Below are 25,151 nucleotides of genomic sequence, written 5' to 3' on the forward strand. Positions count from 1 at the left end.
GCTTCATAGAAACTGGATTGTTTTTTTGTATTAAACTAGAATGCCCAGTCGCCGTTACGGAAGATCGGAACAATAGTCCCATCCTGCTTAATACCATCAATATTCATTTTGTCAGAACCAATCATAAAGTCAACATGAACAGTAGAAGTGTTCATACCATGTTTTAATAATTCCTCTTCGCTCATTTTCGTACCACCCTGTATGGTAGTAGGGTACGCTGCTCCAATGGCTAGGTGGTTCGAAGCATTTTCGTCATAAAGAGTAGTAAAGAAGGTAATTCCAGATTGAGAAATAGGTGAGGGGTCTGGAACTAAAGCAACTTCACCCAGGCCAGTACCGCCTTCGTTGTCAAAAACGAGTTTCTTAATGGTTTCATCGCCCTTTTCAGCAGAAATATCAACAATTTTTCCCTCTTTAAAGTGTACTTCAATACCTTCGATTAACGTACCAGCATAGCTAAGCGGCTTGGTGCTGCGAACGACACCATCCATACGATGGGTATCTGGAGCTGTGTAAACCTCTTCTGTCGGCATGTTGGCGATAAATTCTTCCCCTTTTGGATTATGGCTTTCCGCGCTCATCCAAATATGATTCTTTGGAAGTCCTAACGTCAAATCGGTACCAGGAGCTGTGTAATTTAGTGCATCAAACTGGATTTCATTTAATTTTGCTGCTTTTTCATTCAATGTCTGTTTATGTTCATCCCATGCAGCAACTGGATCGTCAGCATATACACGGCAAGTTTTAAAGATTTGATCCCAAAGAGCATCTATTTGTTCTTCTGAAGTAGCTAAGTCAGGGAAAACTTTAGCCGCCCAGCCAGCCCCGGCAGCTGCAGCAACGGTCCATTTCAGCTCATCGTTTTGTGTTGCCACACGTTGTGCCTTGAATGCTTTCCCTGCTTTATTTTGATAGGCAGCTATTTTAGCTGGATCCACCTCATTTAATAGCCCAGGATCACTTGATACGATCGAAAGCCGGCTAACACGATGATTTAAAACATGGTCTTCGGATTCTTGAATTTCATAGTTGGGGATGTTGGTTAACACTTCTACTGGTTGATGTAAGTAGTTGAGTTTACTGATTTCGTCATCAGACCATTTTACAATTACTTTTTCAGCACCTAATGCATAGGCTTCTTTAGTGATATAGCGAGCTAAAGGAGCCTGATCAACAGTGATGGTCATTTTAACCCAATCGCCAGGCTGAACATTGATCCCTTTGGCAACAAGTAGTCTTGCATATTTATGTAGATTTTCTTCAAAGTTAGGAAGCACTTTGTTTTCCTCCATTCATTTACTTTCATTCACTATACTAGCATAGTATACGAAAATTTCCTGAAACTAAGTCCTGTCAGGAGCAAGCTTTATTAGTAAAAAAGGCCAGTCTTTCAACAAAAAAAGGCTGGCTCTGTTATTGCTGGAGACCTATTTACTCTCGCTTCCCTTTTTATCTTTTTCCAATAATATAATTAACCCTGGTAATAGAATCCCTCTAATTAAGAAGGTATCAAGCAAAATCCCGACAGCAACAATGAATCCAAAAACAAATAATAATTGAATTGGCTGAGTCATCAAGACCGCGAAGGTTGCAGCAAGAATGACACCTGCAGATGAGATTACTCCACCTGTGCTTGCAACGGCAATTTCCACTGCTTCCTTAACGGAATGTCTCTTTTGTTCCTCTTGGAATCTTGAGATTAACATAATATTATAGTCAATTCCAAGAGCCACCAGGAAGACAAACGCATAAAGGGGCACGCGGTCACTGATCGTGCTAATATCAAAGAATAGACTGCTTAAGAACATCCCTAAACCTAGTGCAGCAAGGAAGGAAATTAAAATGGTACCCATCATATAAATAGGCATCTTAAATGACTTAGTTAAGATAATTAACATGGCAAAAATCAAGACCGTCTCAAGGAGAACAATAACAATTACATCACGATTATTAGTCGCACGGTCATCCACTTTGACAGCCGTTTCTCCCGCAAAATAAAGCTTCCCGTCCACACCACTGTCGTCTATTATGTCTCCAGATTTATTAATAATCTTTTCCATCGCATTAATGGTCGAAATAGAATATGGATTTCCCTTAAATGTCACGCTGTAATTTATCACCTTTTGGTCCTCAGTATAGCCATTTATACGTACACTGCTGACAAGCGTCTGATCCGAGAGGACCGTTTGTAATTGCTTTTGCTGCTCAGCTGTGATGGGATTTGGCGACTCCAAAAGAACCGTTGTTGGAGCGAGATCGCCTTTTTCAAACTTTTTCTCCAGAATTTCATAGCCTAATCGTGACGGCATATCTTTCGGGAATGACTTCATGGTGTCAAATTCATATTTAAGATTAAACATATTACTTGCAGCAATAAGTAGCAAAACACTAATGACAGCAACGGAGAGGCCTGGTTTTTTTGCAACAAAACGGCCCGCTTTACTCCATAGGGAATTTTGATTAACTGCGGCATCTCCTACCCTTGGAATCTTAGGCCAGAAGGACTTTCTGCCAAATAGGGTAAACAAGGCCGGAACGAGTGTAATCGAAGCCAGCATAATGATTAGCATTGTAGTGGCGAAGGTAGGAGCAAAATTATGATAGTCGCCGGACTTCGCAAAAAATAACACAAGCATCGCAGCTAATACAGTTCCCCCTGAGAAGAAAACCGGTGTGCCTGTTTCCCTCATTGCTTCTTTCATGGCATCATATTTATTTTCATATGCCTTCAGCTCCTCACGGTATCGTGAGAAAACAAATAGTGAATAATCAATAACGGCGGCAAAGAGCAAAATCGACATAATGGATACCGTTTGACTGCTCATCACAAGTCCTGCTTTACCCATCAATCCAAGTGTTTGAGACACAACTTCATAGACAAAGGCTGCGGCAAGGAGTGGAATGAATGCCAATAATGGAGAGCGATAAATAACAATTAATAAAACAAGGATTAAACCAACTGTAGAGAAGATAAGGACTAAATCTGCCCGTGAGAAAAGGTCAAGCGTGTCCGCTGCAATCCCTGCGGGTCCTGTCACATACAATTTTAAATTCGTTGTTTCTTTTGTAATCCTTGTGATTTGGTCAATCGACTTTTTTATTTCCTTTGTTTCTAAGGATGAATCATAAGTTAAAGGAATTATGGCAGTCGTCTTATCAGCGGAGAAGAAGCCAGCTGCGGCCTGGGGAGGTAATGCTGATAAAGAGACTAATTGCTGTACGCCTTTAACTTTTTCACTATTAACATGATCAAAAAGCTTAGTAAGGTCGGATAGTTTGACCTCACCTTTACTAGATTGGAAGACTAAAATGGCTGGAATTCCATCATTATCCTTAAAATAATGGTCCACTTTCTTTTGAGCAATAACGGATTTTGCATCATCTGGAAGGGTATCAATCTTAGAAACCTCATAATCTCTCACACTTGGAGCAAAGACCGCCAAAAGGACGGTAACAACCAACCAGGCAGAGAGCGTAATCCACATTCCCTTTTTAGTAGTAACACGATCAGTAATGGCTTTTAGAAATGCTTTCATTTTGTACCCCTTTCTATAATTAGTGTAAAAAGTGACACTCTTGTCACTTTGCCGAAAAAAAAGACACCTTTATCACTATAATTATCTGTTAAAGTGACAGTAGTGTCAATTACTCATTTCTTAACATTCCATGACGAATCATCTCTTTAATCGAGCTAACCCATTGTGGATGGGGAATTCCAAAGTGATTCGGAATCATAATCGTTTGAAAAATAAATCCAAGTATTAACGGATCGGGTAGTGTCTCCTTCAACTTTAATTCCTGTCTGCCTAAGGAGATGAATCCCTTTAGATGGTGATACATATTCAAATGCTGCTTTTCCAGCTTTTCATGGTTTTCCTTGACCTTTTGATTTCCATTGATGGGAATCCGGCGTCCTAATTCAATCATATGCGGGATGGTTGAATTTTTGAATATAAGATCGATTAAAAAGTCAAACTTTGCATCAAATCCATTTACTGATTCAATGTCTTTTAATTCAGTGAGAAAATGCTCCATCTCATAGAGCATATAATCTGTAATGAGCTCTTCTTTATTTTCATAATACTTATAGATGGCCCCTCTAGAGATTTTCAATTGTTCAGCCAAGAGGCTAAACGAAAATCCCTCATAGCCATGTGTTAAAAGCATTTGTTTTGTAATTTGAAATAAATCCTCTGTTGAGAATTTGCGTTCTCGTGCCATATACTCACCCCAAACATATTATAGTCGATTGTGAGAGCAATGAACATTCTCGCAAAGTGATAGACTTGTGAACAAAGAAACTGATTTGCGTTTAAAACAACTTTTAAAAGAGGAGATAAAATTAACTAAACGTTTGATTAATTTTTTGAAGGCGGTTCAAAAACTAACTAAACGTTTGATTAAATTAGGCTGTATCTACAAGTAAAGGCTTTTTGAGTACTAATCAAACGTTTAGTTAAATCTATAAATAGAAGGGTGGTAGCCACATGAGCAAATATTCGATTGAGAATTTATTAAACAAACGGAGCAAGAAGATAAAGGGGAAGGTTTATTTGAATTAGAGACACTAATCCTTTTATTAATTTGAAAGGGCTTTTTTAGTTTGGGCAAGACTAATTTCTCCTCCGTTTGAAACAAATCATAAGCTATGATATATTAAAATAAGGAATTGACCAAAAAACTAATTTAGTCAAACAGGAGGACCGAAACATGGCTCCCGATAGAAGAACAATGATCATAGAAGCGGCAACAAAGTCTTTCTCGTTATTCGGCTACAAAGCCACCACCATGGACCAGGTAGCAAGGCTAGCAAATGTTGGTAAAGGAACAATTTATACCTTTTTTAAAAATAAAGAAGAGCTTTTTGAAGAAATCATATCTAAATTAGTAAAAGAAATGATTGCCGAGGCTGAGGACGTCATCGACAAGGGATTACCATTTACGGAGAACGTCCACCGGGCCCTGACTCGATTATTAGCCTTTCGTTCTCAGCACCAGTTGATGATAAAGCTTGTCCAAGAAGAAACAGAAATGGGGACATTAGCGGTATCCGAAATGTTGAAGCATGTAGAGGATGAAATTATTGCATATTTAAGACAAAAGATTGAAACTGCAATTGCAAAAGGAGCCATTCCACCTGCAAACACGGAAGTAATCAGTTTTCTATTGCTAAAAATGTACATAGCCCTCGTCTCTGATTGGGAAAGAAATCATGACCCATTGAGTTCCGATCAAATTGCCGACGTCATGAAAATTTTTCTGTTAAGAGAGGGGGCAAAATAAGAACAGACTTGTGTCAGGCGCACAAGTCTGTTTGTGTATTTTAATAAAAAAATTGATGTGATGATCGGGAAACCGGTGCTTTCCGTTTACTTGCAAGTGTATACTCTTCCATTAATCCCAAAAAGATTCCAAGTAAGAAAAGGACGACTGAAGCAGCGGTTAATCCGATACCCAATCCGAGTGCGAGGTTGAAACCGTTTTCAAAAATACTGAATAAAAGAAAAATGATTCCAAATCCCCCAACGTAGGTTGATGCCATTTTAAAAGTTTGTAAATTCTTTACATATTTTTCATGCATATCCATCAACTCCTTATACTGAATATTCTACCAATTGTCACAAAATTGTCAAACTTTTTTTAAAATAATATAGGAGCCTTGACAAATGGCTCCCTTTATTTACTGCCTTTTACTTAAGTTTTCTTGTGCCATTTTAACCAATTCACGAACCATACTGCCGCCGAGCCTTCCGCCAACCTTCCCAGCTTGTTCAGAGGTCAGCTGGCCGTTATATCCCTTTTTTAAAGGAACACCAACCTCCTCGGCCGCTTCAAATTTCGCATTCTCAGGACTTCCAGATTGAACAACTCTTGCCTTCAAGGCATCTAATCCATTGCGGGCTTCCGGAACAAGTATTTTATTTCGTCTGGCCATAAAAATCCCTCCTTTAACAGTAAGGTTCCCTAATGAAAAAAATAATCAACACCTATGGATAAATCCTAATCTTTCCAGTATAATAACTGATAATCAAACTGGAAAAGTCAATGAAAAAGAGAGTAGTTATCTGGGAAGTTATAGCGAGTCAGGGACGGTGTGAGCCTGACATGGAACAGATAATGAAACGCACTTTTGAGATGCCAGCCTGAAAAAGTAGGGTGAGGCCGGAGAATCCTCCGTTACAAAAGAAAGCTGGTTCTTTGTGAACAATTAGAGTGGTACCGCGGGAAAATCAAACTCTCGTCTCTTATATAGAGGCGGGGGTTTTTTATTTTTATGAAAACAAAGGAGGCATTAACATGAACTATAAAAAGGAGCTGGCGGCCATACTTTATGGTCTGCTCGATCAGGAAATACCTGCAGCCCAATTGGAAATTTTGATTGAAAAACCCAAAAACCCAGACCATGGGGATTTGGCTTTCCCATGCTTTACACTGGCTAAATTAAAACGAAAATCACCTAACGTTATTGCTCAAGAACTAAGTGAGAAAATTCAGTCAGCAACATTCGGAAAAGTAGAGGTTGTAGGCGGGTATATCAATATTTTTTTAAATAAAAGGCTCGTCTCTGAAAGACTAATAAATCAAGTGATCGCTGAAAAGGGGCAGTTTGCCGGCCTTGATTTCGGGAAGGGCGGAACGGTGACGATTGATCTTTCATCACCGAATATAGCCAAACCGTTTTCGATGGGGCACTTGCGTTCAACCGTGATTGGGAATGCTATCGCCCTTATTGCCGAAAAATGCGGTTTTAAGCCGTTTAAGATCAACCACCTTGGCGACTGGGGGACACAATTTGGGAAGTTAATTACTGCTTATAAACTTTGGGGCGATGCTGAAAAGGTTAAACAAAATCCCATCAAAGAACTCCTTGCTTTGTATATTAAGTTTCATGAAGAGGCAGAAAGTGACTCAACATTAGAGGTTGAAGGGCGCAGCTGGTTTAAAAAACTAGAAGATGGCAACGAGGAAGCCTTATTACTTTGGCAATGGTTCCGTGATGAATCACTAAAAGAATTCTCGCGTATTTATGAGCTGATGAACGTGGAATTTGATTCTTTTGCCGGTGAAGCTTTTTACAATGATAAAATGGATCGGATTGTTAACCTCCTCAAGGAAAAGCAGATATTGGTAGAATCAGACCACGCTATGGTTGTGGATCTATCCGAGGAACAACTGCCTCCGTGTCTTATTAAGAAGTCAGATGGAGCAACGCTCTATGCCACCCGTGACTTGGCAGCGGCGCTATATCGTAAAGAAAACTACGATTTTGTTCAGTCATTATATGTAGTGGGCCATGAACAAAGTTTGCATTTTAAGCAACTAATAGCTGTTCTGGGAAAAATGGGCTATGAATGGGCAGAGAATATGGTTCATGTACCATTTGGAATGATGTTAAAAGACGGCAAAAAGATGTCCACACGTAAAGGTAAGGTTGTGTTATTAGAGGAAGTACTAAACGAGTCAATTGCGATGGCAAGACACAATATCGAAGAAAAGAATCCTAATTTAAAAAATAAGGATCAGGTAGCTAAACAGGTAGGTGTAGGGGCGGTTATTTTCCATGATTTAAAAAATAACCGCATGAACGATATAGAGTTCTCTCTTGAGGAAATGCTTCGATTTGAGGGAGAGACAGGGCCCTATGTTCAATACACGTTTGCCCGTGCCTGTTCCATTTTAAGAAAAGCAAACTATCAAGCAGTAGTTCTTCCGGAAAACGAGTCAACTACTTGGGAAAAGGAATGGAAAGTGGCAAGTCTTTTGATGGAATTTGCACCTGCCATTAAAAGAGCTTGTGAGAATCATGACCCGTCGCTTATCGGGAAGTATATTATCGACTTAGCTCAAGGCTTTAACAAGTATTATGCAGAAGTAAAAATTTTAGAGGAAAATGAAAGTTTAGAAGCCCGCTTAGCCCTAGTCTTTTCGGTTACGGTTGTTCTTAAAGAGGGCTTGCGCCTGTTAGGGATTGAAGCACCGGAAGAAATGTAAGTACGTTTTGTTTATTAATAATCCATTAATGGTATAAAATGGAAGTTGAAATTGAAAGAGGAGGCCATTAAAATGAGTGAACTTTTATTTAAAAGCTTTGAGCTGACAAGAAGTTTCTTAGTGAGAAATGTCGAAGGAATCGATGAGGCAAACGTAGATGTACAGCCAGAGGGTTTTAACAATACCATTCATTGGCATGTGGGGCATGTTCTAACGGTTGCGGAACAATTTATGTTTGGTTTTCCAAAAAAATCAACCAACCTTCCAGCCAATTACATGGAGTTATTTGCAACAGGAACAAAACCGGCTGACTGGCAAGGAGAGGTTCCTTCCATAAAAGAATTAACTGAGCAGTTAAAGGAGCAAATCAAAAGGATCAAAGAAATACCCGGAGAAAGCTTTAATGAGAAGTTGAAAACACCATTTCTTGGTCAAGAAACCTTTGGTGAGCTTGCCAATTTTGCCATCTTCCACGAGGCGAATCATTTTGGGCAAATTCAAGCAATGAAACGAGTAATCGAGACAGCAAAAACTAAATGATTTTCATCCGAAAAGTCGTTTTTACAACCGTAGAAACGGCTTTTCGTCATAATTAATAAGGAGAATCTTGGCTTTATGGAAAAACAGCTTCAGAAAGAAAAGATATGGACAAAAGACTTTGTACTAATTTGTTTGGCTAATTTCTTTATCTTTCTTGGATTTCAAATGACTCTTCCAACGATTCCATTGTTTGTGGAAGATTTAGGCGGAAATGACCAACTCATTGGCTTTGTTGTCGGCATTTTTACGTTTTCTGCGTTACTGCTTCGTCCTTATGCAGGTACCGCTCTTGAAACAAAAGGAAGAAGGTTTGTCTATATAATCGGCTTAACCATCTTTGTGCTTTCAGTCGGTTCCTTTGGTTTCTTAACCAGTATTGTGTTGTTATTTATGATGAGGGTCGTCCAAGGTGGTGGCTGGGGCTTTTCCACGACCGCGTCAGGTACAATTGCCTCAGATTTAATCCCTGTCTCTAGACGAGGTGAGGGGATGGGCTTTTACGGACTTTCAGGTAATTTGGCGCTGGCGATTGGCCCCTCACTGGGACTCACTTTAACTGGTATTATCAACTTTAAACCATTTTTTCTTATTTGTGCAGGATTGGGATTGATCGCATTGATTTTATCATCGCGCATTTCCTATAAAAAAATCGATTCAAAACCAGGTAAGGAAAAAACAAAGAGAAAGCTTTATGAAAAAGGGGCCTTGAAGCCATCCATTTTGATGTTTTTTATTACGGTCACCTTTGGCGGAATTGCTGCCTTTCTACCCTTATATACAGCTGAAAGGCATATTTCAGGAATACAATTATACTTCCTATTTTACGCACTGGCGTTAATGATTACGCGAAGCTTTGCAGGAAAGTTATATGACCGAAAAGGCCTTCGGGCTGTGTTCCTTCCTGGTACATTACTAATATTGGCAGCTATGATTTTGTTAGCCTGGCTGCCTAATAGCCTAATCTTATATACAGCTGCGACGTTTTATGGATTAGGATTTGGTATGGTTCAGCCGGCCCTTCAATCCTGGTCGATTGAAAAGGTGCCAGTAAATCGAAGGGGAATGGCAACGGCAACCTTTTATTCTTTTTTCGACTTGGGAATTGGCTTAGGGGCAATGGGTTTTGGCCAAATAAGCCATCTGCTTGGCTACAGCAGTATCTATTGGACGGCGGCTGTCTCGATTGCTTTTTCGATGCTGCTCTATTTTTATTTCTTATATCGGGACCGCTTAAGGGTCTCACAAAATGGGTAGAAAAAGGTATGGAGTATTCCTACCTTTTTCTACCCTTCTGATAAAATTGGATGATTCCATTGGAAAACGGAGAAAGTAAAGGTAGCTATCCATTTTCTTATGATAGGCGCTTACATAAAAAGCGTTCATTAATTTGTTAAATATGGTTCGTTTTTTAAAAGAAGTACTTCATATTGATAACACTGTTATGTTAAAATCAATCGGTAATTCTACTTCAAAAAGTGGTGGGTGAGATCACGTGCTTTCTTCTTTTAAGCGATTTTTAATCGGTCGACCGTTGAAATCGACCGAATTAGGCGAACAAAAGTTAAATATTTTAAAGGCGTTAGCTATTCTTTCTTCCGATGCCTTGTCATCAGTAGCTTACGGGACAGAACAAATCCTGATTGTCTTGGCAACCATTAGCGTTGTTGCCTTTTGGTATTCCATACCTATTGCTGTTGGGGTATTATTCCTCTTAGCGGCGCTCATTTTATCTTATAGGCAGATTATTTATTCGTATCCTCATGGTGGTGGGGCTTATGTCGTATCGAAGGAAAACATAGGAGAAAAAGCAGGCCTAATTGCTGGAGGCTCCTTACTAGTTGATTACATATTGACGGTGGCGGTAAGTGTTACGGCCGGTACAGATGCGATTACATCCGCTTTTCCGGCCTTACATGCACACTCTGTTTTTATTGCTGTTGTATTAGTTATTTTTATTACCATCTTAAATCTGCGAGGAATAACAGAGTCAGCCTCTATATTGGCCTATCCGGTTTATTTGTTTGTCATTGCACTTTTTATATTGATTGGTGTAGGACTTTTTAAAATTGTAACGGGGGATATTTCTCCTTCCGCACAGCATGCATCCATTGGAGCACCAGTTCAGGGAATTACCTTGTTCTTGCTGCTTCGCGCATTTGCATCGGGATGTTCGGCCTTAACAGGGGTAGAAGCGATATCCAATGCCATCCCGACCTTTAAAGACCCGGCACCTAAAAATGCGGCGAGAACATTAATATTAATGGGTTCCCTTTTGGCCTTATTATTTTCCGGGATAACGTTCCTAGCATATTATTACGGAATAGCTCCAAAAGCTGATGAAACGGTTGTCTCCCAAATTGCTGAAGAAACCTTTGGACGAAATTATCTTTACTTCTTTGTTCAAGGAACAACAGCACTGATTTTGGTTTTAGCCGCTAATACCGGTTACTCTGCTTTTCCGCTGTTAGCTTTTGCGCTTGCAAAAGATAAGTACATGCCAAGAATGTTTACGATTCGAGGCGACCGGCTTGGTTATTCCAATGGGATTGTCTCACTTGGTGTGGCTTCCATCATTCTGATCATAGCTTCAAAGGGCCAGACAGAGCACTTAATCCCGCTGTATGCTGTAGGTGTGTTTATTCCATTTACGTTATCACAAACAGGGATGATTATTAAATGGCTTCGTGAAAAGCCTGCTGGCTGGGTGGCAAAGCTGACGGCTAATTTAGTTGGTGCTCTCATTACTTTAACGGTTTTAATTATTTTCTTTGTTACAAAGCTTGGGCAAGTATGGTTTGTCATTATATTCTTGCCGCTGATAGTCCTCATGTTTAAACGAATTAATTCGCACTATGAGTCAGTCGGAGAACAGCTGCGGATCCATCCGGATGATGAAGCGATGCCGGTTCAAGGGAATGTTATTATTGTTCCGGTGGCAGGTATAACCAAGGTAGTTGAAAACTCTATCAACTATGCTAAGTCCTTAACAGATCAAATCTTTGCTGTTTATGTTTCCTTTGACCGGCAAGATGAAAAGCGATTCGAGGAAAAATGGGAGAAATGGCAGCCGGATGTTAGGCTTGTGACATTGCACTCGCACTACCGCAGCATCTTACACCCATTATCAAAGTTCATTGATACAGTTGAGCACAAAGCGAGCGAAAACAATTATCGGGTTACCGTGTTGATACCGCAGTTTATTACGAAAAAGAACTGGCATAATATACTTCACAACCAATCAAGTTTATTAATTCGGGCCTACCTGATTTTTAAGAAGAGGGTTATTGTAGCGACACTTCCATATCATTTTAAAAAATAGGAATGTCCGTTTTGCTAAAAAATATTATATATAATGGGTTTTCTAGGGTTCCGTGGCAGGATGCCAGTCTGGTCCGAGAGAAAACGTACAGAAGAAGCTGTTTCTGTATACACGGAAGGAGAAAAGCCTGGAAGAAAGCGTCGTAACGCGTTTTCGTCCAGGCTTTTTAATATGAGATAAGAAAGTATAAAAGTTTTGACTTTGAGAATTGTCTAGCTCCAGCGCCTAGCCCCTCGAGGTCATAAGCCAATCCGTCCAAAAGGTTAAAAAGCAACCTTTCGGCCGGCTCGTCTTATGCTTGGCTACAGAAAGCTATCGCTTTCTGTACGCATTAAGGGCGACTAGTCTTTGACCCCACTTTTGCCGGCCAGTCGACAAGTCGCCCTATATCGGGGCTGACCAAGGCGCTTGCGCTTTTCTTATGGAGATGAAGGGGGTTTTTTACTTGCATTTATTACTTGAAAATAAATGGGTGATACTAGTCAGTCTTGAAGTACTAGCTTGGGCATCTACTTTTTTTCTTTTGTATGCACGTTATAGACTCAAATCAGCCTTTTGGTTTAAAGTGGCAACCGTTTTATTCGCTCTAACAGGAGTCATCCCGCAAGTCCTAATGGGTATTATAAATTTTATTTCAACGAAAAGAATCGATATGTTTACGCTTATAATTGTTCTGCTTCTTGTATATGGTTTTACGATTGGAAAACAACATGTCAAAAAACTTGATGCATGGGCCCAAAGGAAATTCTCTAAGCAGTGAATGAAAAAACCACCGAGTAATTAATCGGTGGTTTTCTTCGTTCTTTTGACTAAATAATAGATAGCTCCTAAAACAATAGCAGCGATAATGAGCGGTAATACATAAGGATGTGCGACCTCTTTTACATGTGACCAGTTACTGCCTAGCGCCTTTCCTAAATATAAAAAGAGGATTGACCATGGCAATACTGCAGCGACAGTGTAAAGAGTAAATTTGCTGGCCGGCATCTTGGCAATTCCTGCAGGAATGGAGATAGCGTGTCTTACAACAGGGATAAACCTAGCGGAAAAGATGACCCCGGCACCATACTTTTCAAACCATTGTTCAGCGACATCAATATGTTTCTTTTTAATAAGCACATATTTCCCGTATTTCTCCAAAAAGGGTCTTCCCCCATAATAACCTGCCCAATATAAAAATAGCTGGGCAATCGTCCCGCCGATCGTCCCGGCAATGACCGCACCGACAAAATTCAGATGACCTTGGGAAATCATGTAGCCGCCATAACCTAAAACAATTTCACTTGGGATGATCTCAATCATTAGTCCTAAAGCAATCCCAAAGTAGCCTAACTGCGAAAAAAATTCCAAAATTGTGTTAATATAGTCTGTCATAGTTCACCTTCGCTTATCTCTTCTTTAACAAATTATGTTTCTTATTTTATACCAGTTTGTCTCATATTGAAATCAATATGGTGGTATTAAAGAAATCATGCTTATTTATCAATCGTTTTTTTTTTGAAGATCGAATCTTTCTCTAGAAGCGTGGCATTTATATTAACGATTAGATAAGCGAAAGGTTTCATTTTATAGTGAAATTACATCAAATGCTTCAGAAACATAGTCGCAATCCCAAAGTAAGTCATTAGCGAAAAGATATCATTTAAAGTGGTAATCAGCGGTCCTGATGCCACAGCCGGGTCAATCTTCAAGCGGTATAAAATTAAAGGAATAATCGTACCTGCGAGGGTGCCGATAATCAGTGTAAAAAAGAGCGAGGAACCTACGACAGCCCCTAAAATTAAATTGCCTTGCCAAATATAAGCAATAATTGCAATAATAATTGCACAGGTCACACCAATCGTAATCCCAACACCAAGTTCCCGTGCGATTAAGCGAGTGATCACCCTTCTATCAATATCCTGTGTAATCAGCCCCCGCACCACTACCGCAAGCGACTGGGTCCCGGTATTCCCAGTCATACCGGCAATCATTGGCATAAAAAAGGCGAGTGCCACTACGCGTTGCAGGGTCTCCTCAAAACTGCTAATGATCCTTCCCGAAATAACACCGATAAATAATAATAAAATCAGCCATGGCAAACGCCTCGCGGCTGCTACTAAGGTTTTCGTTTCAAAATCGATCGATTTCCCTGATGCCGATAATTTTTCAATATCCTCATTTGCCTCCTGGATGAAAATATCAATAATGTCATCGACCGTCACAATCCCGACCAAGACGTTGTTTTCATTGACTACCGGTATAGCTAAGAAATCATACCGTTCAGCTGTTTGAGCGACGACTTCCTGGTCAGTGGCAGCCGAAACGGAAATCACCCGTTCATACATAATCTCACGGATTTTTTCTTCAGGTTCTGCCAGCAATAAATCTCGGTAAGAAACAACACCAACAAGCTTGCGGGCCTCATCAATGACATACAGATAATTAATGGATTCAGCAAACTCGGCAAATATTTTAAACTTGTCTACGGCTTCCCTTACCGTAAAATAGTCCCGAATCCAAACGAAACGGTTGGTCATAATTCGACCGGCTGTTTCCGGCGGATAATTCATAATGCCTTGAACGGCACTTGATTCTTCTTTTTTCATACCAGATAGGAGCGAATCCTTCTTTTCAGGAGACAATTCATTTAACAACAGGGCCAAATCATCATTGTCCATCAGGTCCAAAACTTTACTGGTCTTTTCGATTCCAAGAATATTTAATAACTCGAGCTGCTCCTCTTTATCAAGCTCCTCCATCAAATCTGCCAGGACATCTGTCTTTAAAAAAAGTAGGAATCTCCCTTTATGCTTTTCCGGAAGGTCTTCATAAATTTTAGCCACATCATACGGCTGGAGCTCGTCGAGGATGGCTTCAAATTCTGTTTTTTTGTTTTCCTTTAGAGTTTTAATAATATAAAGGCTGATTTCATCCGCAGTCATATCTTTTATCATACTTATTTGCCCCTTTCTGTGGGTGCCGATAAAAATTAGCTGTTAAAAATGGTAGATGAACAAATAATAAGGAGAAGGATATATAAAATTAGTATGTGTAACTGATGAAAATTTTTTGTAAAAGAAATGAAATATGCTATTAGGCCTATAATTTGATAAAATAAGGAAGGATTTATAAAGTATAATTGGAAGTTTCATGGAAACTGTCCGTTAACATATTACATGTGGTTGATCGGAGGAGTTTGGCTTTGAAAAAGCATCATCAAGACATACGGGATCTCATCTATGTACACCTTAATCAATCAGACCAGTATGTAATGTCCTACGGTATTGAATTCAGCGAATTTGCTGCTGCTTTTTCAGGTTCATTAAATCATTTGCTTTTACTAAAGCACCGTTTTGATGATGCTGATTTTAATATGCATACACTACTCGAATATTGTCCGGACGACCGAATTGATAAGTTAGCAGCCGAGGATGTATACGGATATGGAAACTTTTGCTGGATTGATTTTACTGAGGAAGAAGTATTGAATGAACTTTCAGGTCAGGAGTTAGCTGAATTATTATTCCTTGGCCATCAGAAGCAGCACTTAAAGTTGCCCTTTTACAACAAACTCAGCAACCGTTTTGTTTATCTAGCTCATGATGATGGCTGGTATAACAAAATTTACTATCGAAGCTTTAAGGACTTTTTTCATTTATTAAGTGAAGTGATTGCAGGTAAGCTTGGCGAATTAAAGCTTGAAAAATCTATTCTAGGGATTAGGAAAAAACGGACATATCCGCAGGTCAATAAGGAAATCCTGCTTTCATTAACCCCGTTTATAAAAGAGGGGATTTGTATTTCTTTACGAGATGCGGAACACCAGCGAACACGAATTGACATTCCAATCTGGGTCATGGGCGATTTTGACAATATGGATGATATGTATGAAGAGTACCAACAAATCTCCAATAAGCCTTACCATGCCAAACTAATCTTTGATAAAAGAACCAAAGAGTGGAAGCTCAATGTCATATAGTTTGCAGAACAGTCCTAATAGCAGGACTGTTTTTCTTATAGGAAAAAATGATCATTGTCTAGAGTCAGTTTATGTTTATACTTCTAGGTAGCCCTGTGGGATAGAAATTGTGACAAAATGTGGATAGATGGTATTGAAGCAAGCACTAGGCATCATAAAATAATGAATGAGAAAAAACATTTAAAAACAGGTCTGCTACATTTCCTATCTTATTTAGTAAAGTGTTAAAATATAATGTGAATGAGAATTTGGAGGAATAGTAATGAAAACAAAACTAGGGTTATTATATGGCGGAAAATCCGCGGAGCATAAGGTTTCCTTACAAACAGCACTTGCTGTCATCCGAGCATTAGATCTTGAAAAATTTGAAATCTATCCAATTTACATAAATGTTGAAGGACAGTGGATTAAAGGGCCGCAGTTACTTGAGCCGGTTGAAAATGTGCAAGCACTTGAATTTACCAATGCGCCACAATTATCACCATTATCATTAGCACCTGCCCTTTTTCAGGCAGATCAGCAAGAATCTGCGCCGCTTGATGTTATTTTTCCATTGTTACACGGACCGAACGGCGAGGATGGAACCGTCCAAGGCTTATTAGAACTCCTCAATTTGCCGTATGTTGGAAACGGCGTTCTTGCTTCGTCCGCCGGGATGGATAAAGTGTTGATGAAAAATATTTTTGCACAAGCCGGGCTCTCGCAGGTAAACTATGTCTCTTTTATTAAAAGTGAATGGGCAAAGGCAAAGGAAGAGGCCTATTCCCGTGTCGAAGAGCAGCTTGGTTATCCGTGTTTTGTGAAACCAGCAAACCTTGGCTCTAGTGTCGGAATTAGCAAATGCACAAATCGTTCTGAGTTAGACAAAGCCTTTGAGGAAGCATTCCAATTTGACCGCAAAGTCATTATTGAAGAAGGTGTTGTTGCTCGCGAAGTTGAAATTGCTGTCCTTGGCAATGATGAGCCAGAATGCTCTGTGGCTGGTGAAATTGTTCCAAAGAAGGATTTTTATGATTACAAAGCGAAATATGAAGACGGGGATACAGCACTAATTATCCCTGCGGATATTACCGAGGAAGAATATGCAGAAATGAAGGAGATGGCTGTTCGTGCGTTTAAGGCACTAGACTGTTCCGGCCTTGTTCGTGCAGATTTCTTTTTAACAAAGGATGGCAAGGCGTTAATTAACGAGGTAAATACAATGCCTGGCTTCACCCCTTTCAGTATGTTCCCGCTTTTATGGAAGCATACAGGCTTAGAATATCCGCAGCTGATTGAACGCCTGGTTCAGCTAGCACAAGAAAGACATGCGGAGAAACAGCAAATTAAGTATACGTTTTAATAAATTGATTGAGACACGGCTTGTACGCCGTGTCCGTTTCTATTTAAGAAAAGTGGGTAGATTTATAATGAGAAAAAGGAGGTATCCCAATTGATCAAACGTTCTTTGAAGCAGATTTCAGAAATGGCCTCTGCCATAAATGATATTACCCCTTTCGCAGATGTTGTTATTGAAGGGGTTACCATCGATACGCGAAAAATTCAGGCAGGAAATTTATTTGTACCCTTTAAAGGTGAACGTTCAGACGGTCATATGCATGTGGAAGAGGCAATCCAAAAAGGGGCAGCCGCGGCACTATGGCAGAAGGATGTTCCAAATCCGCCGCAAGGGCTGCCAATCTTAATTGTTGAGGACTGTCTTGTTGCCCTGCAAGAGATGGCACGTAAATATCGCCAGGAATTATCAGTAAAAGTAGTGGGTATTACTGGCAGTAATGGGAAAACAACAACTAAGGATATGACAGCTAGTTTATTATCAACACAATATAAGGTTCAAAAGACCGAGGGGAATTATAACAATCACCTGGGACTCCCCTTAACCGTTCTAGGGCTAAATGAAGACACAGAGATTGCAGTGCTGGAGATGGGGATGAGCGGCCGAGGGGAAATTGCCTTCTTGACTAAACTTGCCTGCCCAGATGCCGTTGTGATTACTAACATTGGGGAATCGCACTTACTTGACCTTGGTTCAAGAGAAGGGATAGCGGAAGCGAAACTAGAAATTCTTCAAGGGCTGCGTGAGGGTGGACTTGCCGTTCTTCACGGTGATGAGCCGTTATTAATGGAGAGGATTTTCCAATATAAAGGGAACATCAATATCCAAACGTTTGGCCGAAATTCAACGAATGACCTTTATCCTAAGGATATAACACAAATTGAGCAAGGCAACTCCTTTAAAATAAATGCCTCAGACACGGTCTTTGAGCTGCCTGTTCTTGGTACACATAACATATTGAATGCACTCGCCGCCATGTCAATCGCCCATTATTTTTCCATTCCATTTGAAAAAATGAACGCAGGATTGGCTAACATTAAGCTTACTAACATGCGTATGGAACTTGTTGAAGGGAAACAAGGTGAAAAGATCATTAACGATGCTTATAATGCCAGCCCTACATCGATGATGGCGGCGATTGAATTGGTATCCAATCTTCAGGGATACAAACGGAAAATCCTCGTGCTGGGGGATATGCTCGAGCTTGGTCCAGAGGAAGAGCAGTATCATTTGCAAATAGGTACAGGACTAAATTCGGAAAAAATCGATTATCTGTTCACATATGGTGAGTTAGGCAGCCACATTGCCAAAGGAGCCCATCAGGCTTTAAGCGAAGAGAAGGTATTTGCTTTTAAAGATAAGTCAAAACTGATTGAAAAATTAAAGACATATGTAGATGAAACTACACTTGTCCTTGTTAAGGCTTCACGCGGGATGAGATTAGAGGAGATTGTTCAAGCCTTACAAAAGAAGTAAAGGGGATGGGCGGTGAGAATATGATTGGCTGCTTGCTTATTCATGGCTTCACGGGTGCTCCTTATGAAGTAGAGCCGCTGGCAGAGTATTTACAGGAACGGACAGATTGGAAATTTAGTGTTCCTACATTGCCGGGACACGGTGTTCCCGGCTCCTTAAAAGGGGTTCAATATCAGGAATGGATTGATTATGCCGAGGCTGAATTATCGAAATTGATTGTTACCTGTAAAGAGGTATATATCGTTGGTTTTTCTATGGGTGGTATGATAGCCAGTTATCTCGCCGCCAAGTATCCTGTAAAAAAGCTGGTTCTATTAAGTGCAGCGGCTTTCTATCTGAACCCGAAACAGTTAGCTGTCGACATAAAAGAAATAGCCAAGGATTCCCTGAACGGAAACTTACAAGCAAATGAATTATTTCTCCGTTATAAAAGAAAAATAACAGAAACACCCTTTGCGGCGACATTGCAGTTCCGTAGACTTGTTTCTTTTATTAAACCTCTATTGCATCAGGTAAATGTACCCACCTTTATTGCACAAGGGGAATCTGACGGGATTGTGCCGCCCAAAAGTGCTGAATATTTATTCCAAACCATAAGTGCAAAGCAGAAAAAACTCACCTATATCAAGCATTCCAAGCATCTCATATGCCACTGTGAGGAACGGGATTCCCTGTTTTCTCAAGTGTTTGACTTTTTAATGGAGAAAAAGCCTATTTAAGGCTTGAAGATGGTTTAAAAGATGTCATTATTGCAAATTAATAGTAACAGTGGTATGATATTCATCAACGTGTCTAAAGGACGATGATTGAAGGCATACTCTTTTGGAGAATGTCTTTTTTTTGGTAAAATAAAGAAGTGAAAATTACCGCATTTTGATGCGTATGTTTGTATATTCAGCACTTATATACCAAATATTTTTTATATAGATGAAGGAGAATGAAAACATTGACAAAGTTTGAAGATTTAGGCATAAGTCAAGCCACTTTAAAAGCTGTACTCAAAATGGGTTTTGAGGAAGCTACACCAATCCAATCAGAAACGATTCCGTTGGGGCTAAAAGGTATAGATTTGATCGGGCAAGCTCAAACAGGAACAGGTAAAACAGCTGCTTTTGGAATTCCGTTGGTGGAAAAGGTTGACGTAAAAATGGATGCCATCCAAGGGATTATTATTGCGCCAACTCGAGAATTAGCGATTCAGGTTTCGGAAGAACTGTATAAAATTGGAGCAGGAAAAAGAGTTCGTGTCTTGCCAATTTATGGTGGTCAGGATATCAGCCGCCAAATTCGCTCATTAAAGAAAGCTCCACATATTATTGTTGGAACTCCTGGACGTGTATTAGACCACATTAATAGGAAAACAATGCGTCTTGATACCGTTAATACCGTTATTCTTGATGAAGCAGATGAAATGTTGAACATGGGATTCATCGAAGATATTGAATCGATTCTTGCTTCAACACCTGCAGAGCGCCAAACCCTATTGTTCTCTGCGACAATGCCTGGACCAATTCAAAGAATGGCAGAAAAATTCATGAAGGATCCGCAAATTGTTCGTGTAAAAACGAAAGAAATGACCGTTCCTTTAATTGAACAATATTACATTGAAGTGCAAGAAAGAAATAAATTTGATGTGTTAACAAGACTTCTTGATATTCAATCACCGGAACTTGCCATTGTTTTTGGCCGGACAAAGCGCCGTGTTGATGAATTATCGGAAGCATTGACTTTAAGAGGATATACAGCAGAGGGTATTCATGGTGATTTGACTCAAGCGAAACGTATGTCGGTCCTTCGAAAGTTTAAAGAGGGAACAGTCGATGTCCTTGTTGCAACTGACGTAGCGGCAAGGGGTCTGGATATTTCCGGCGTTACACATGTATATAATTTTGATATTCCGCAGGATCCGGAAAGCTATGTTCACCGTATCGGCCGTACAGGCCGTGCCGGAAAGACGGGTGTTGCGATGACTTTCATCACACCACGTGAAAAATCTTACCTTGCTGTTGTGGAAAAAACAACAAAGAGGAAGATGGAAAGAATGCAGGCTCCAACCCTTGATGAAGCACTAGAAGGTCAACAACGTGCAGTTGTAGATAAAATTGTTCAAACAATTGAATCCAACAACCTTCATTATTACAAAGCAGCAGCACAGGAATTACTAGAAGGCAATGATGCTCAAACTGTTGTGGCTGCAGTGTTAAAGATGTTAACAAAAGAGCCGGATACCACTCCTGTAAAATTGACAGAAGAATCTCCGCTGCCACAAAAAAGAGATAGAAAACAGTTTGACCGTGGCGACCGCCGCAGAAGAGACGATTCTAGAGGTTCATACAACTCTGACCGTAACCGAAAAAAAGCACCGGTAAAGCCAAGAAGCGGTGAAAAGCGAACTGGCGGTAAGTCATCAAAGCCAAGAAGCTATAATCATCAATAAACGTAAGAAGAGCAAGGACACAGTCCTTGCTCTTTTTTTCTTAGTTTGGATTAATCGACTTTTTCTTTACATATTTTTTAATGGTATCCATTAGAAGATATAATAAAGGGATGGACTCTACACAGAGGGCAAAGGTAGGCCAAGAGTGTTCATAAACATCACTAAGATTTGCGAAATTCTCCGCCATAGTTACCGACATTGAAACCACAACTGCTGCTAATGAAAATGTTAGGGGCCTGTAATCTTTTAGTTTTAATAACTGAGCAAGGATTTGAACGGCCAGATAAAAGAAAAAACTAATTTTGATATAAACCATTGTAGACCACACGGCAATCAAGAGAGGATCTAAGTTCTCAATAAATTCAGCAATTTTAATGAATCGAACCATCTCTAATATTGGGAAGGCTAAATGAGCGGTTAAATTTGGGCCAAACAGAAGTAATAAAAAGCTAATATAGACGATAATCAGACTAACCGAAAAGAATATCGCCCAGAAAAGCGATCTTCTTGTTTTTTCCTTATCCATAATATAGGGATAGATAAAAATTAATAGAACTATCTCGCAGAAAAAAGGCGAAATAAAATAACTTCCTTGTAGAATACCTTCGAAATCATGATTGGTTATAAAAGCAATCGAACGCTCCCATCTTAGCTCTCTTCCAACAAAGACCGTGTTTAAAAGAATGGCTAAGATGGTGATAAAAAATAAACCTTGCGCTGATCGAAATAGCGTCACGATACCTAATCGAGCCATTATGGCGACAGTACCACCAAAGAGAATCCCGATGGCCCAGTTTGGTGTTTCCGGCAGATAGACTTGGATAATGAAGTCCTCATACTCTCTTAACATAAAGGCACTGCCATGAAAGCAAAAAAAGAACATTGCCCCCATAAGGAAGAGATGGATCCAGTAAGGAAAGATTTCTTTTCCATAAGTCACAATAAATTGATCTGGTCTTCGGTTGGCAAGTTTTATTCCTATTAAGGCTTGAGCGACTGCACTTAATCCTCCGATAAAAATGACAATTAAGGAATCATATTGTGACATTTTAACGAGTTGGACCGAAGAAAACCCAACAAATGTAGAGAAAAAAAAGAGAATTAAAAAATGGATGATTTGATGTTGAGAGATCCCCTCAGTTTTCAACGATGCCCCACCTAACTTATAATCTTTTCTTGCAGCGGTCTAAATAGGATTTCAATTAATTCATTGGGATTCAGACTATACTTGAAAAGATATGTAGAAGTACAATAACAGAAAGAAACACCCATAATACCTAAAACGATGAAGAATGTTCTTTTTTTGCGCTTTCGATTCTTAAGGTAATTCCATTCGTAAAAAAAGATAATAATGAAAAATAAAATAATGATAATCATGGGCTTAGTTCCTTTGTCCAAAATGGATTATTCTCTGTACCCCTTCGTTTTATCTTTAGATCGACATAGATATTAAGCTTTACTTTGTCTTGATAAAGTGAAGACCAGTTCCTTTCAGATTTTTCCCATATTTTTGGTTTATACCATGATAAATATTCACCAAATTGAAAGGCATCTGCACCAGCTTTTTTAGAGGCAGTAAAGGCACCCTCAATCCTTTCTCTAATATCTTTTTCTGCAATTAATTCTAATTTATTAATATTTGTCTCCTTACTTAAATCGATTGTTGAGTCCGATTCCGAAAGGTCATCTTCGACATTGAAGTGAACATCAAACGTATATGGTTCGCTTTTTGAAGGATGAATTTTTGCTTTTGCCTGCAATACGGTTAAGCTAATTTCTTTGTGATCCGTTGGTGATTGAATCGTGACCAGTGCACGCTTGATCGTGTTTCGCAGCCACAAGGCACCACGTCCTTCATAAGATGTTAGCTTAGCGACCATTTTGTAATTTTTGAATAAGGCGACTCCATCTGTACCAACCCAAACAACTTTTTTTCCATTTTCGCTAACCATTTTGCGTTTACCTACTTTTAAAATACTGACTGCCATATCACCATTTACTGTTTCAAGAAAGTCCTTAGGTGTAGTTAATAGGGCAATATCATTTTTGGTGAAACCTAACAGTATTCGTGATTGCGACCGCTCAAAGGTTGGAACCATGTTAATAATATTCTTTGCCTTTCCAGGTGTTACAAACATAGCTAGATTAATGTTAAGGCTGGGTTCACGAATAATAAATTCCAATATCTTGGTTATCCCTTCCCTGGCCATTTCTTGACCAATAATCAAAAGTTTCGCTTGTCCAAAACTAACTTTCCGTGGCAAATCAACCTGCATTTTATGAAAGGCTTGTGAGATATTTGCGCCTGAATAAGTTAAGGTTGCATAAGGTTTCCCTAATGACAGCGTTCCGCCTGATTGACCTGTAGCAAGTCGATTGGGAAGTGGAAAGGTTAAGGTAACATCAATATTGCCATTTTTCCCTTTATCCACTAGGATGGCTGAGACAAACGCTCGCTCATTTATTTCTATACGAGACCAGCATCCTGTTAAAAAAAACGTGCAAATAACCATTGAGAAAATAAGGGCTTTATTCAATCCTCATCCTCCTCCACAAATGGATAATTAAGATTAGATCTCTTATGATCATTTGTGCCAACGAACGAAGGACGACGTTTCATTAACCACCAAGGGACTCGTAAAAAGGTATCCTTTAAATCATTAGCGCGGATTGGTGCAATTGGTGTAAGGTATGGCATTCCAAAAGAACGAAGGTGAACCAAATGGATATAAATGAGAAGACAGCCAATCATCAATCCAAAAATGCCAAAACTTCCAGATAAAATCATAATGGGAAAACGGAGCAGACGAATCGAAAAACCCAAATCAAAATACGGTACGATAAAGGAAGCAATCCCTGTTAAGGAAACAATAATGACCATTGGCGCAGAAACGATTCCTGCTTGAACGGCTGCTTGCCCAATGACTAGTGCACCTAGTATACTAATGGCTTGACCGATTGCCTTAGGTACTCGAAGCCCTGCTTCTCTTAATGCTTCAAAGGTTAGTTCCATAATAAGGGCCTCTACCAATGCTGGAAATGGAACTAAATCTCTTGCAGCTGCTACACTCAATAATAAGTCGGATGGAATCATCACAGGATGAAAGGTGGTCAGCGCAATATAGAAGGATGGAAACAGCAGTGATATAACTAGAAAAGCCATTCGCAGCCATCGGACGAAATTGGCGAAAACATAGCGTTGATAATAATCTTCCGGTGATTGAAGAAACATAGTAAGGATAACCGGTACAATAAGAGGGATAGGTGTTCCATCTACAAAAATAGCCACTCTTCCTTCGAGCAGGGCTGCAGCAACGACATCCGGACGCTCTGTTTTTTGTGACTGCGGAAAGGGTGATAATGGGAAATCATCAATATTCTCTTCTATATAACTGCTTCCTAATACACCATCCATTTGAATACGACCAATCCGCTGTCTCACTTCTTCAATGATTTCTGGCTTGCATATTCCTTCTAGGTAACCAATGACTACTTTTGTTTTTGTATAATCCCCTAACACAAGCTGTTCCATTTTTAAGGAGGGCGACTTGATCTTCCTGCGAATAAGGGTAATGTTCGTATGAATATCCTCAACAAATGCTTCTCTAGGTCCTCTGATTACATTTTCATTTGCCGGCTCACTGATAGCTCTTTTCTCAAATTTTTGTAATGGGAAGGCAAGCATCCGCTGGTCGCCCTCGAAAAAAATTAATATATTTCCATCAAGGACAAGTTCTACTGCCTTTTGCATATCGGTCAGAACACTGCTTGACATTGAGCTAATCAATTTTAATTCAAGTAATTTATGAATAAATTCCTGGTGTGAGGAGGCAAAATCCTCATTGACGATATAGGATAGGACCTGCTCATCAAATAATTTTTCATCAACCATTTCCTGTAAGTAAACAATCCCGCAGCGCGTGTGGTTAGCGGTTAATTCATAGATTGTGATATCAGAGCATTGATTAAATGACTGCATCAGCCATTTATACCGGACATCAAAATCTTCTCCTAAAAAAACTTGTTCAGGAGTATTGCTGTTTGGGGTTTGTTTTTTTACTTTTGAAAAAATGGGCATGGTGGTGTTCAC

Annotated in this window: 21 protein-coding genes, 1 riboswitch and 1 other annotated feature; of the genes, 11 read left to right on the forward strand and 10 right to left on the reverse strand. The window is 39.6% G+C overall.

What is annotated here, in order from left to right:
- Positions 1-35: 35 nt before the first annotated feature.
- From AAHB15_RS24435 to AAHB15_RS24445, 3 genes are all read right to left on the reverse strand, one after another.
- Positions 36-1,277 carry an aminopeptidase gene (locus AAHB15_RS24435; RefSeq protein WP_342043540.1) on the reverse strand — a complete coding sequence of 414 codons (1,242 nt, stop codon included), beginning with the start codon at positions 1,275-1,277 and terminating at the stop codon, positions 36-38.
- Positions 1,278-1,427: 150 nt separating this feature from the next.
- The gene (locus tag AAHB15_RS24440) at positions 1,428-3,536 is read right to left on the reverse strand and encodes an MMPL family transporter (RefSeq protein ID WP_335572754.1); all 2,109 of its coding nucleotides are present in this window, start codon (positions 3,534-3,536) and stop codon (positions 1,428-1,430) included.
- 109 nt (positions 3,537-3,645) lie between these two features.
- On the reverse strand, positions 3,646-4,221 hold the full coding sequence (locus AAHB15_RS24445; RefSeq protein ID WP_335572753.1) for a TetR/AcrR family transcriptional regulator: 576 nt from the start codon (positions 4,219-4,221) through the stop codon (positions 3,646-3,648).
- Positions 4,222-4,710: 489 nt separating this feature from the next.
- On the opposite strand from AAHB15_RS24445, the gene AAHB15_RS24450 reads away from it, so the two are divergent.
- Positions 4,711-5,283, forward strand: coding sequence for a TetR/AcrR family transcriptional regulator (locus AAHB15_RS24450; RefSeq protein WP_335572752.1), 573 nt, complete (start codon positions 4,711-4,713; stop codon positions 5,281-5,283).
- 40 nt (positions 5,284-5,323) lie between these two features.
- Here the strand turns inward: AAHB15_RS24450 and AAHB15_RS24455 are convergent, their stop codons facing one another.
- Both AAHB15_RS24455 and AAHB15_RS24460 read right to left on the reverse strand, forming a co-directional pair.
- Positions 5,324-5,581 (reverse strand): hypothetical protein, encoded by a 258-nt coding sequence (locus tag AAHB15_RS24455; protein WP_335572751.1) that lies wholly within the window; start codon positions 5,579-5,581, stop codon positions 5,324-5,326.
- A 99-nt stretch (positions 5,582-5,680) separates the two neighbouring features.
- Positions 5,681-5,935, reverse strand: coding sequence for an alpha/beta-type small acid-soluble spore protein (locus AAHB15_RS24460; protein WP_335572750.1), 255 nt, complete (start codon positions 5,933-5,935; stop codon positions 5,681-5,683).
- A gap of 101 nt (positions 5,936-6,036) precedes the next feature.
- Positions 6,037-6,249, forward strand: a binding site (T-box leader).
- Positions 6,250-6,297: 48 nt separating this feature from the next.
- Between AAHB15_RS24460 and argS the strand changes: the two genes are divergently transcribed.
- From argS to AAHB15_RS24485, 5 genes are all read left to right on the forward strand, one after another.
- A complete protein-coding gene (gene argS, locus AAHB15_RS24465) occupies positions 6,298-7,992 on the forward strand; it encodes an arginine--tRNA ligase (RefSeq protein ID WP_335572749.1) in 1,695 nt (564 codons plus the stop codon).
- Between the two features lie 72 nt (positions 7,993-8,064).
- Positions 8,065-8,532: a DinB family protein gene (locus AAHB15_RS24470; RefSeq protein ID WP_335572748.1), complete on the forward strand. Its 468-nt coding sequence runs from the start codon at positions 8,065-8,067 to the stop codon at positions 8,530-8,532.
- Between the two features lie 75 nt (positions 8,533-8,607).
- On the forward strand, positions 8,608-9,786 hold the full coding sequence (locus AAHB15_RS24475) for an MFS transporter (protein WP_335572747.1): 1,179 nt from the start codon (positions 8,608-8,610) through the stop codon (positions 9,784-9,786).
- Positions 9,787-10,024: 238 nt separating this feature from the next.
- Positions 10,025-11,851 carry an APC family permease gene (locus tag AAHB15_RS24480; protein WP_342043541.1) on the forward strand — a complete coding sequence of 609 codons (1,827 nt, stop codon included), beginning with the start codon at positions 10,025-10,027 and terminating at the stop codon, positions 11,849-11,851.
- A gap of 31 nt (positions 11,852-11,882) precedes the next feature.
- A riboswitch (guanidine-I (ykkC/yxkD leader) is annotated at positions 11,883-11,987 on the forward strand.
- Between the two features lie 309 nt (positions 11,988-12,296).
- Positions 12,297-12,611, forward strand: a complete 315-nt coding sequence (locus AAHB15_RS24485) for a hypothetical protein (protein WP_335572745.1) — start codon at positions 12,297-12,299, stop codon at positions 12,609-12,611.
- A 20-nt stretch (positions 12,612-12,631) separates the two neighbouring features.
- Here AAHB15_RS24485 and AAHB15_RS24490 read toward each other — a convergent pair whose 3' ends face one another.
- Positions 12,632-13,225, reverse strand: coding sequence for a DedA family protein (locus AAHB15_RS24490; protein WP_335572744.1), 594 nt, complete (start codon positions 13,223-13,225; stop codon positions 12,632-12,634).
- A 203-nt stretch (positions 13,226-13,428) separates the two neighbouring features.
- Entirely contained in the window at positions 13,429-14,787 is a 1,359-nt protein-coding gene (gene mgtE, locus AAHB15_RS24495; RefSeq protein WP_335572743.1) for a magnesium transporter, read from the reverse strand.
- A 248-nt stretch (positions 14,788-15,035) separates the two neighbouring features.
- On the opposite strand from mgtE, the gene AAHB15_RS24500 reads away from it, so the two are divergent.
- From AAHB15_RS24500 to AAHB15_RS24520, 5 genes are all read left to right on the forward strand, one after another.
- A complete protein-coding gene (locus tag AAHB15_RS24500) occupies positions 15,036-15,812 on the forward strand; it encodes a hypothetical protein (protein ID WP_098531709.1) in 777 nt (258 codons plus the stop codon).
- A gap of 262 nt (positions 15,813-16,074) precedes the next feature.
- A complete protein-coding gene (locus AAHB15_RS24505) occupies positions 16,075-17,154 on the forward strand; it encodes a D-alanine--D-alanine ligase (protein WP_144568361.1) in 1,080 nt (359 codons plus the stop codon).
- Positions 17,155-17,244: 90 nt separating this feature from the next.
- On the forward strand, positions 17,245-18,624 hold the full coding sequence (locus tag AAHB15_RS24510) for a UDP-N-acetylmuramoyl-tripeptide--D-alanyl-D-alanine ligase (RefSeq protein WP_335572742.1): 1,380 nt from the start codon (positions 17,245-17,247) through the stop codon (positions 18,622-18,624).
- 20 nt (positions 18,625-18,644) lie between these two features.
- Positions 18,645-19,343, forward strand: coding sequence for an alpha/beta hydrolase (locus tag AAHB15_RS24515; protein WP_335572772.1), 699 nt, complete (start codon positions 18,645-18,647; stop codon positions 19,341-19,343).
- A 218-nt stretch (positions 19,344-19,561) separates the two neighbouring features.
- Complete coding sequence (locus tag AAHB15_RS24520) at positions 19,562-21,061, forward strand: DEAD/DEAH box helicase (RefSeq protein ID WP_144568359.1); 1,500 nt, start codon at positions 19,562-19,564, stop codon at positions 21,059-21,061.
- Positions 21,062-21,101: 40 nt separating this feature from the next.
- Here AAHB15_RS24520 and AAHB15_RS24525 read toward each other — a convergent pair whose 3' ends face one another.
- From AAHB15_RS24525 to AAHB15_RS24535, 3 genes are all read right to left on the reverse strand, one after another.
- On the reverse strand, positions 21,102-22,208 hold the full coding sequence (locus AAHB15_RS24525; RefSeq protein ID WP_335572741.1) for a GerAB/ArcD/ProY family transporter: 1,107 nt from the start codon (positions 22,206-22,208) through the stop codon (positions 21,102-21,104).
- 226 nt (positions 22,209-22,434) lie between these two features.
- The gene (locus tag AAHB15_RS24530) at positions 22,435-23,598 is read right to left on the reverse strand and encodes a Ger(x)C family spore germination protein (protein ID WP_335572740.1); all 1,164 of its coding nucleotides are present in this window, start codon (positions 23,596-23,598) and stop codon (positions 22,435-22,437) included.
- Positions 23,595-25,139: a spore germination protein gene (locus AAHB15_RS24535; RefSeq protein ID WP_342043542.1), complete on the reverse strand. Its 1,545-nt coding sequence runs from the start codon at positions 25,137-25,139 to the stop codon at positions 23,595-23,597. Before AAHB15_RS24535 ends, AAHB15_RS24530 begins: the two co-directional genes overlap by 4 nt.
- Positions 25,140-25,151: the final 12 nt, after the last annotated feature.

This window comes from Bacillus sp. OTU2372, from assembly GCF_038440275.1.
In the GTDB taxonomy this organism is placed as follows: domain Bacteria; phylum Bacillota; class Bacilli; order Bacillales; family Cytobacillaceae; genus Neobacillus; species Neobacillus bataviensis_B.

What these genes read in the sequence shown, in the direction of transcription:
- AAHB15_RS24440 (WP_335572754.1), bottom strand. Translation starts at nt 3,536, where the DNA reads ATGAAAGCATTTCTAAAAGCCATTACTGATCGTGTTACTACTAAAAAG.
- AAHB15_RS24445 (WP_335572753.1), bottom strand. Translation starts at nt 4,221, where the DNA reads ATGGCACGAGAACGCAAATTCTCAACAGAGGATTTATTTCAAATTACA.
- AAHB15_RS24450 (WP_335572752.1), top strand. Translation starts at nt 4,711, where the DNA reads ATGGCTCCCGATAGAAGAACAATGATCATAGAAGCGGCAACAAAGTCT.
- AAHB15_RS24455 (WP_335572751.1), bottom strand. Translation starts at nt 5,581, where the DNA reads ATGCATGAAAAATATGTAAAGAATTTACAAACTTTTAAAATGGCATCA.
- AAHB15_RS24460 (WP_335572750.1), bottom strand. Translation starts at nt 5,935, where the DNA reads ATGGCCAGACGAAATAAAATACTTGTTCCGGAAGCCCGCAATGGATTA.
- argS (WP_335572749.1), top strand. Translation starts at nt 6,298, where the DNA reads ATGAACTATAAAAAGGAGCTGGCGGCCATACTTTATGGTCTGCTCGAT.
- AAHB15_RS24470 (WP_335572748.1), top strand. Translation starts at nt 8,065, where the DNA reads ATGAGTGAACTTTTATTTAAAAGCTTTGAGCTGACAAGAAGTTTCTTA.
- AAHB15_RS24475 (WP_335572747.1), top strand. Translation starts at nt 8,608, where the DNA reads ATGGAAAAACAGCTTCAGAAAGAAAAGATATGGACAAAAGACTTTGTA.
- AAHB15_RS24490 (WP_335572744.1), bottom strand. Translation starts at nt 13,225, where the DNA reads ATGACAGACTATATTAACACAATTTTGGAATTTTTTTCGCAGTTAGGC.
- mgtE (WP_335572743.1), bottom strand. Translation starts at nt 14,787, where the DNA reads ATGATAAAAGATATGACTGCGGATGAAATCAGCCTTTATATTATTAAA.
- AAHB15_RS24505 (WP_144568361.1), top strand. Translation starts at nt 16,075, where the DNA reads ATGAAAACAAAACTAGGGTTATTATATGGCGGAAAATCCGCGGAGCAT.
- AAHB15_RS24515 (WP_335572772.1), top strand. Translation starts at nt 18,645, where the DNA reads ATGATTGGCTGCTTGCTTATTCATGGCTTCACGGGTGCTCCTTATGAA.
- AAHB15_RS24520 (WP_144568359.1), top strand. Translation starts at nt 19,562, where the DNA reads ATGAAAACATTGACAAAGTTTGAAGATTTAGGCATAAGTCAAGCCACT.
- AAHB15_RS24535 (WP_342043542.1), bottom strand. Translation starts at nt 25,139, where the DNA reads ATGCCCATTTTTTCAAAAGTAAAAAAACAAACCCCAAACAGCAATACT.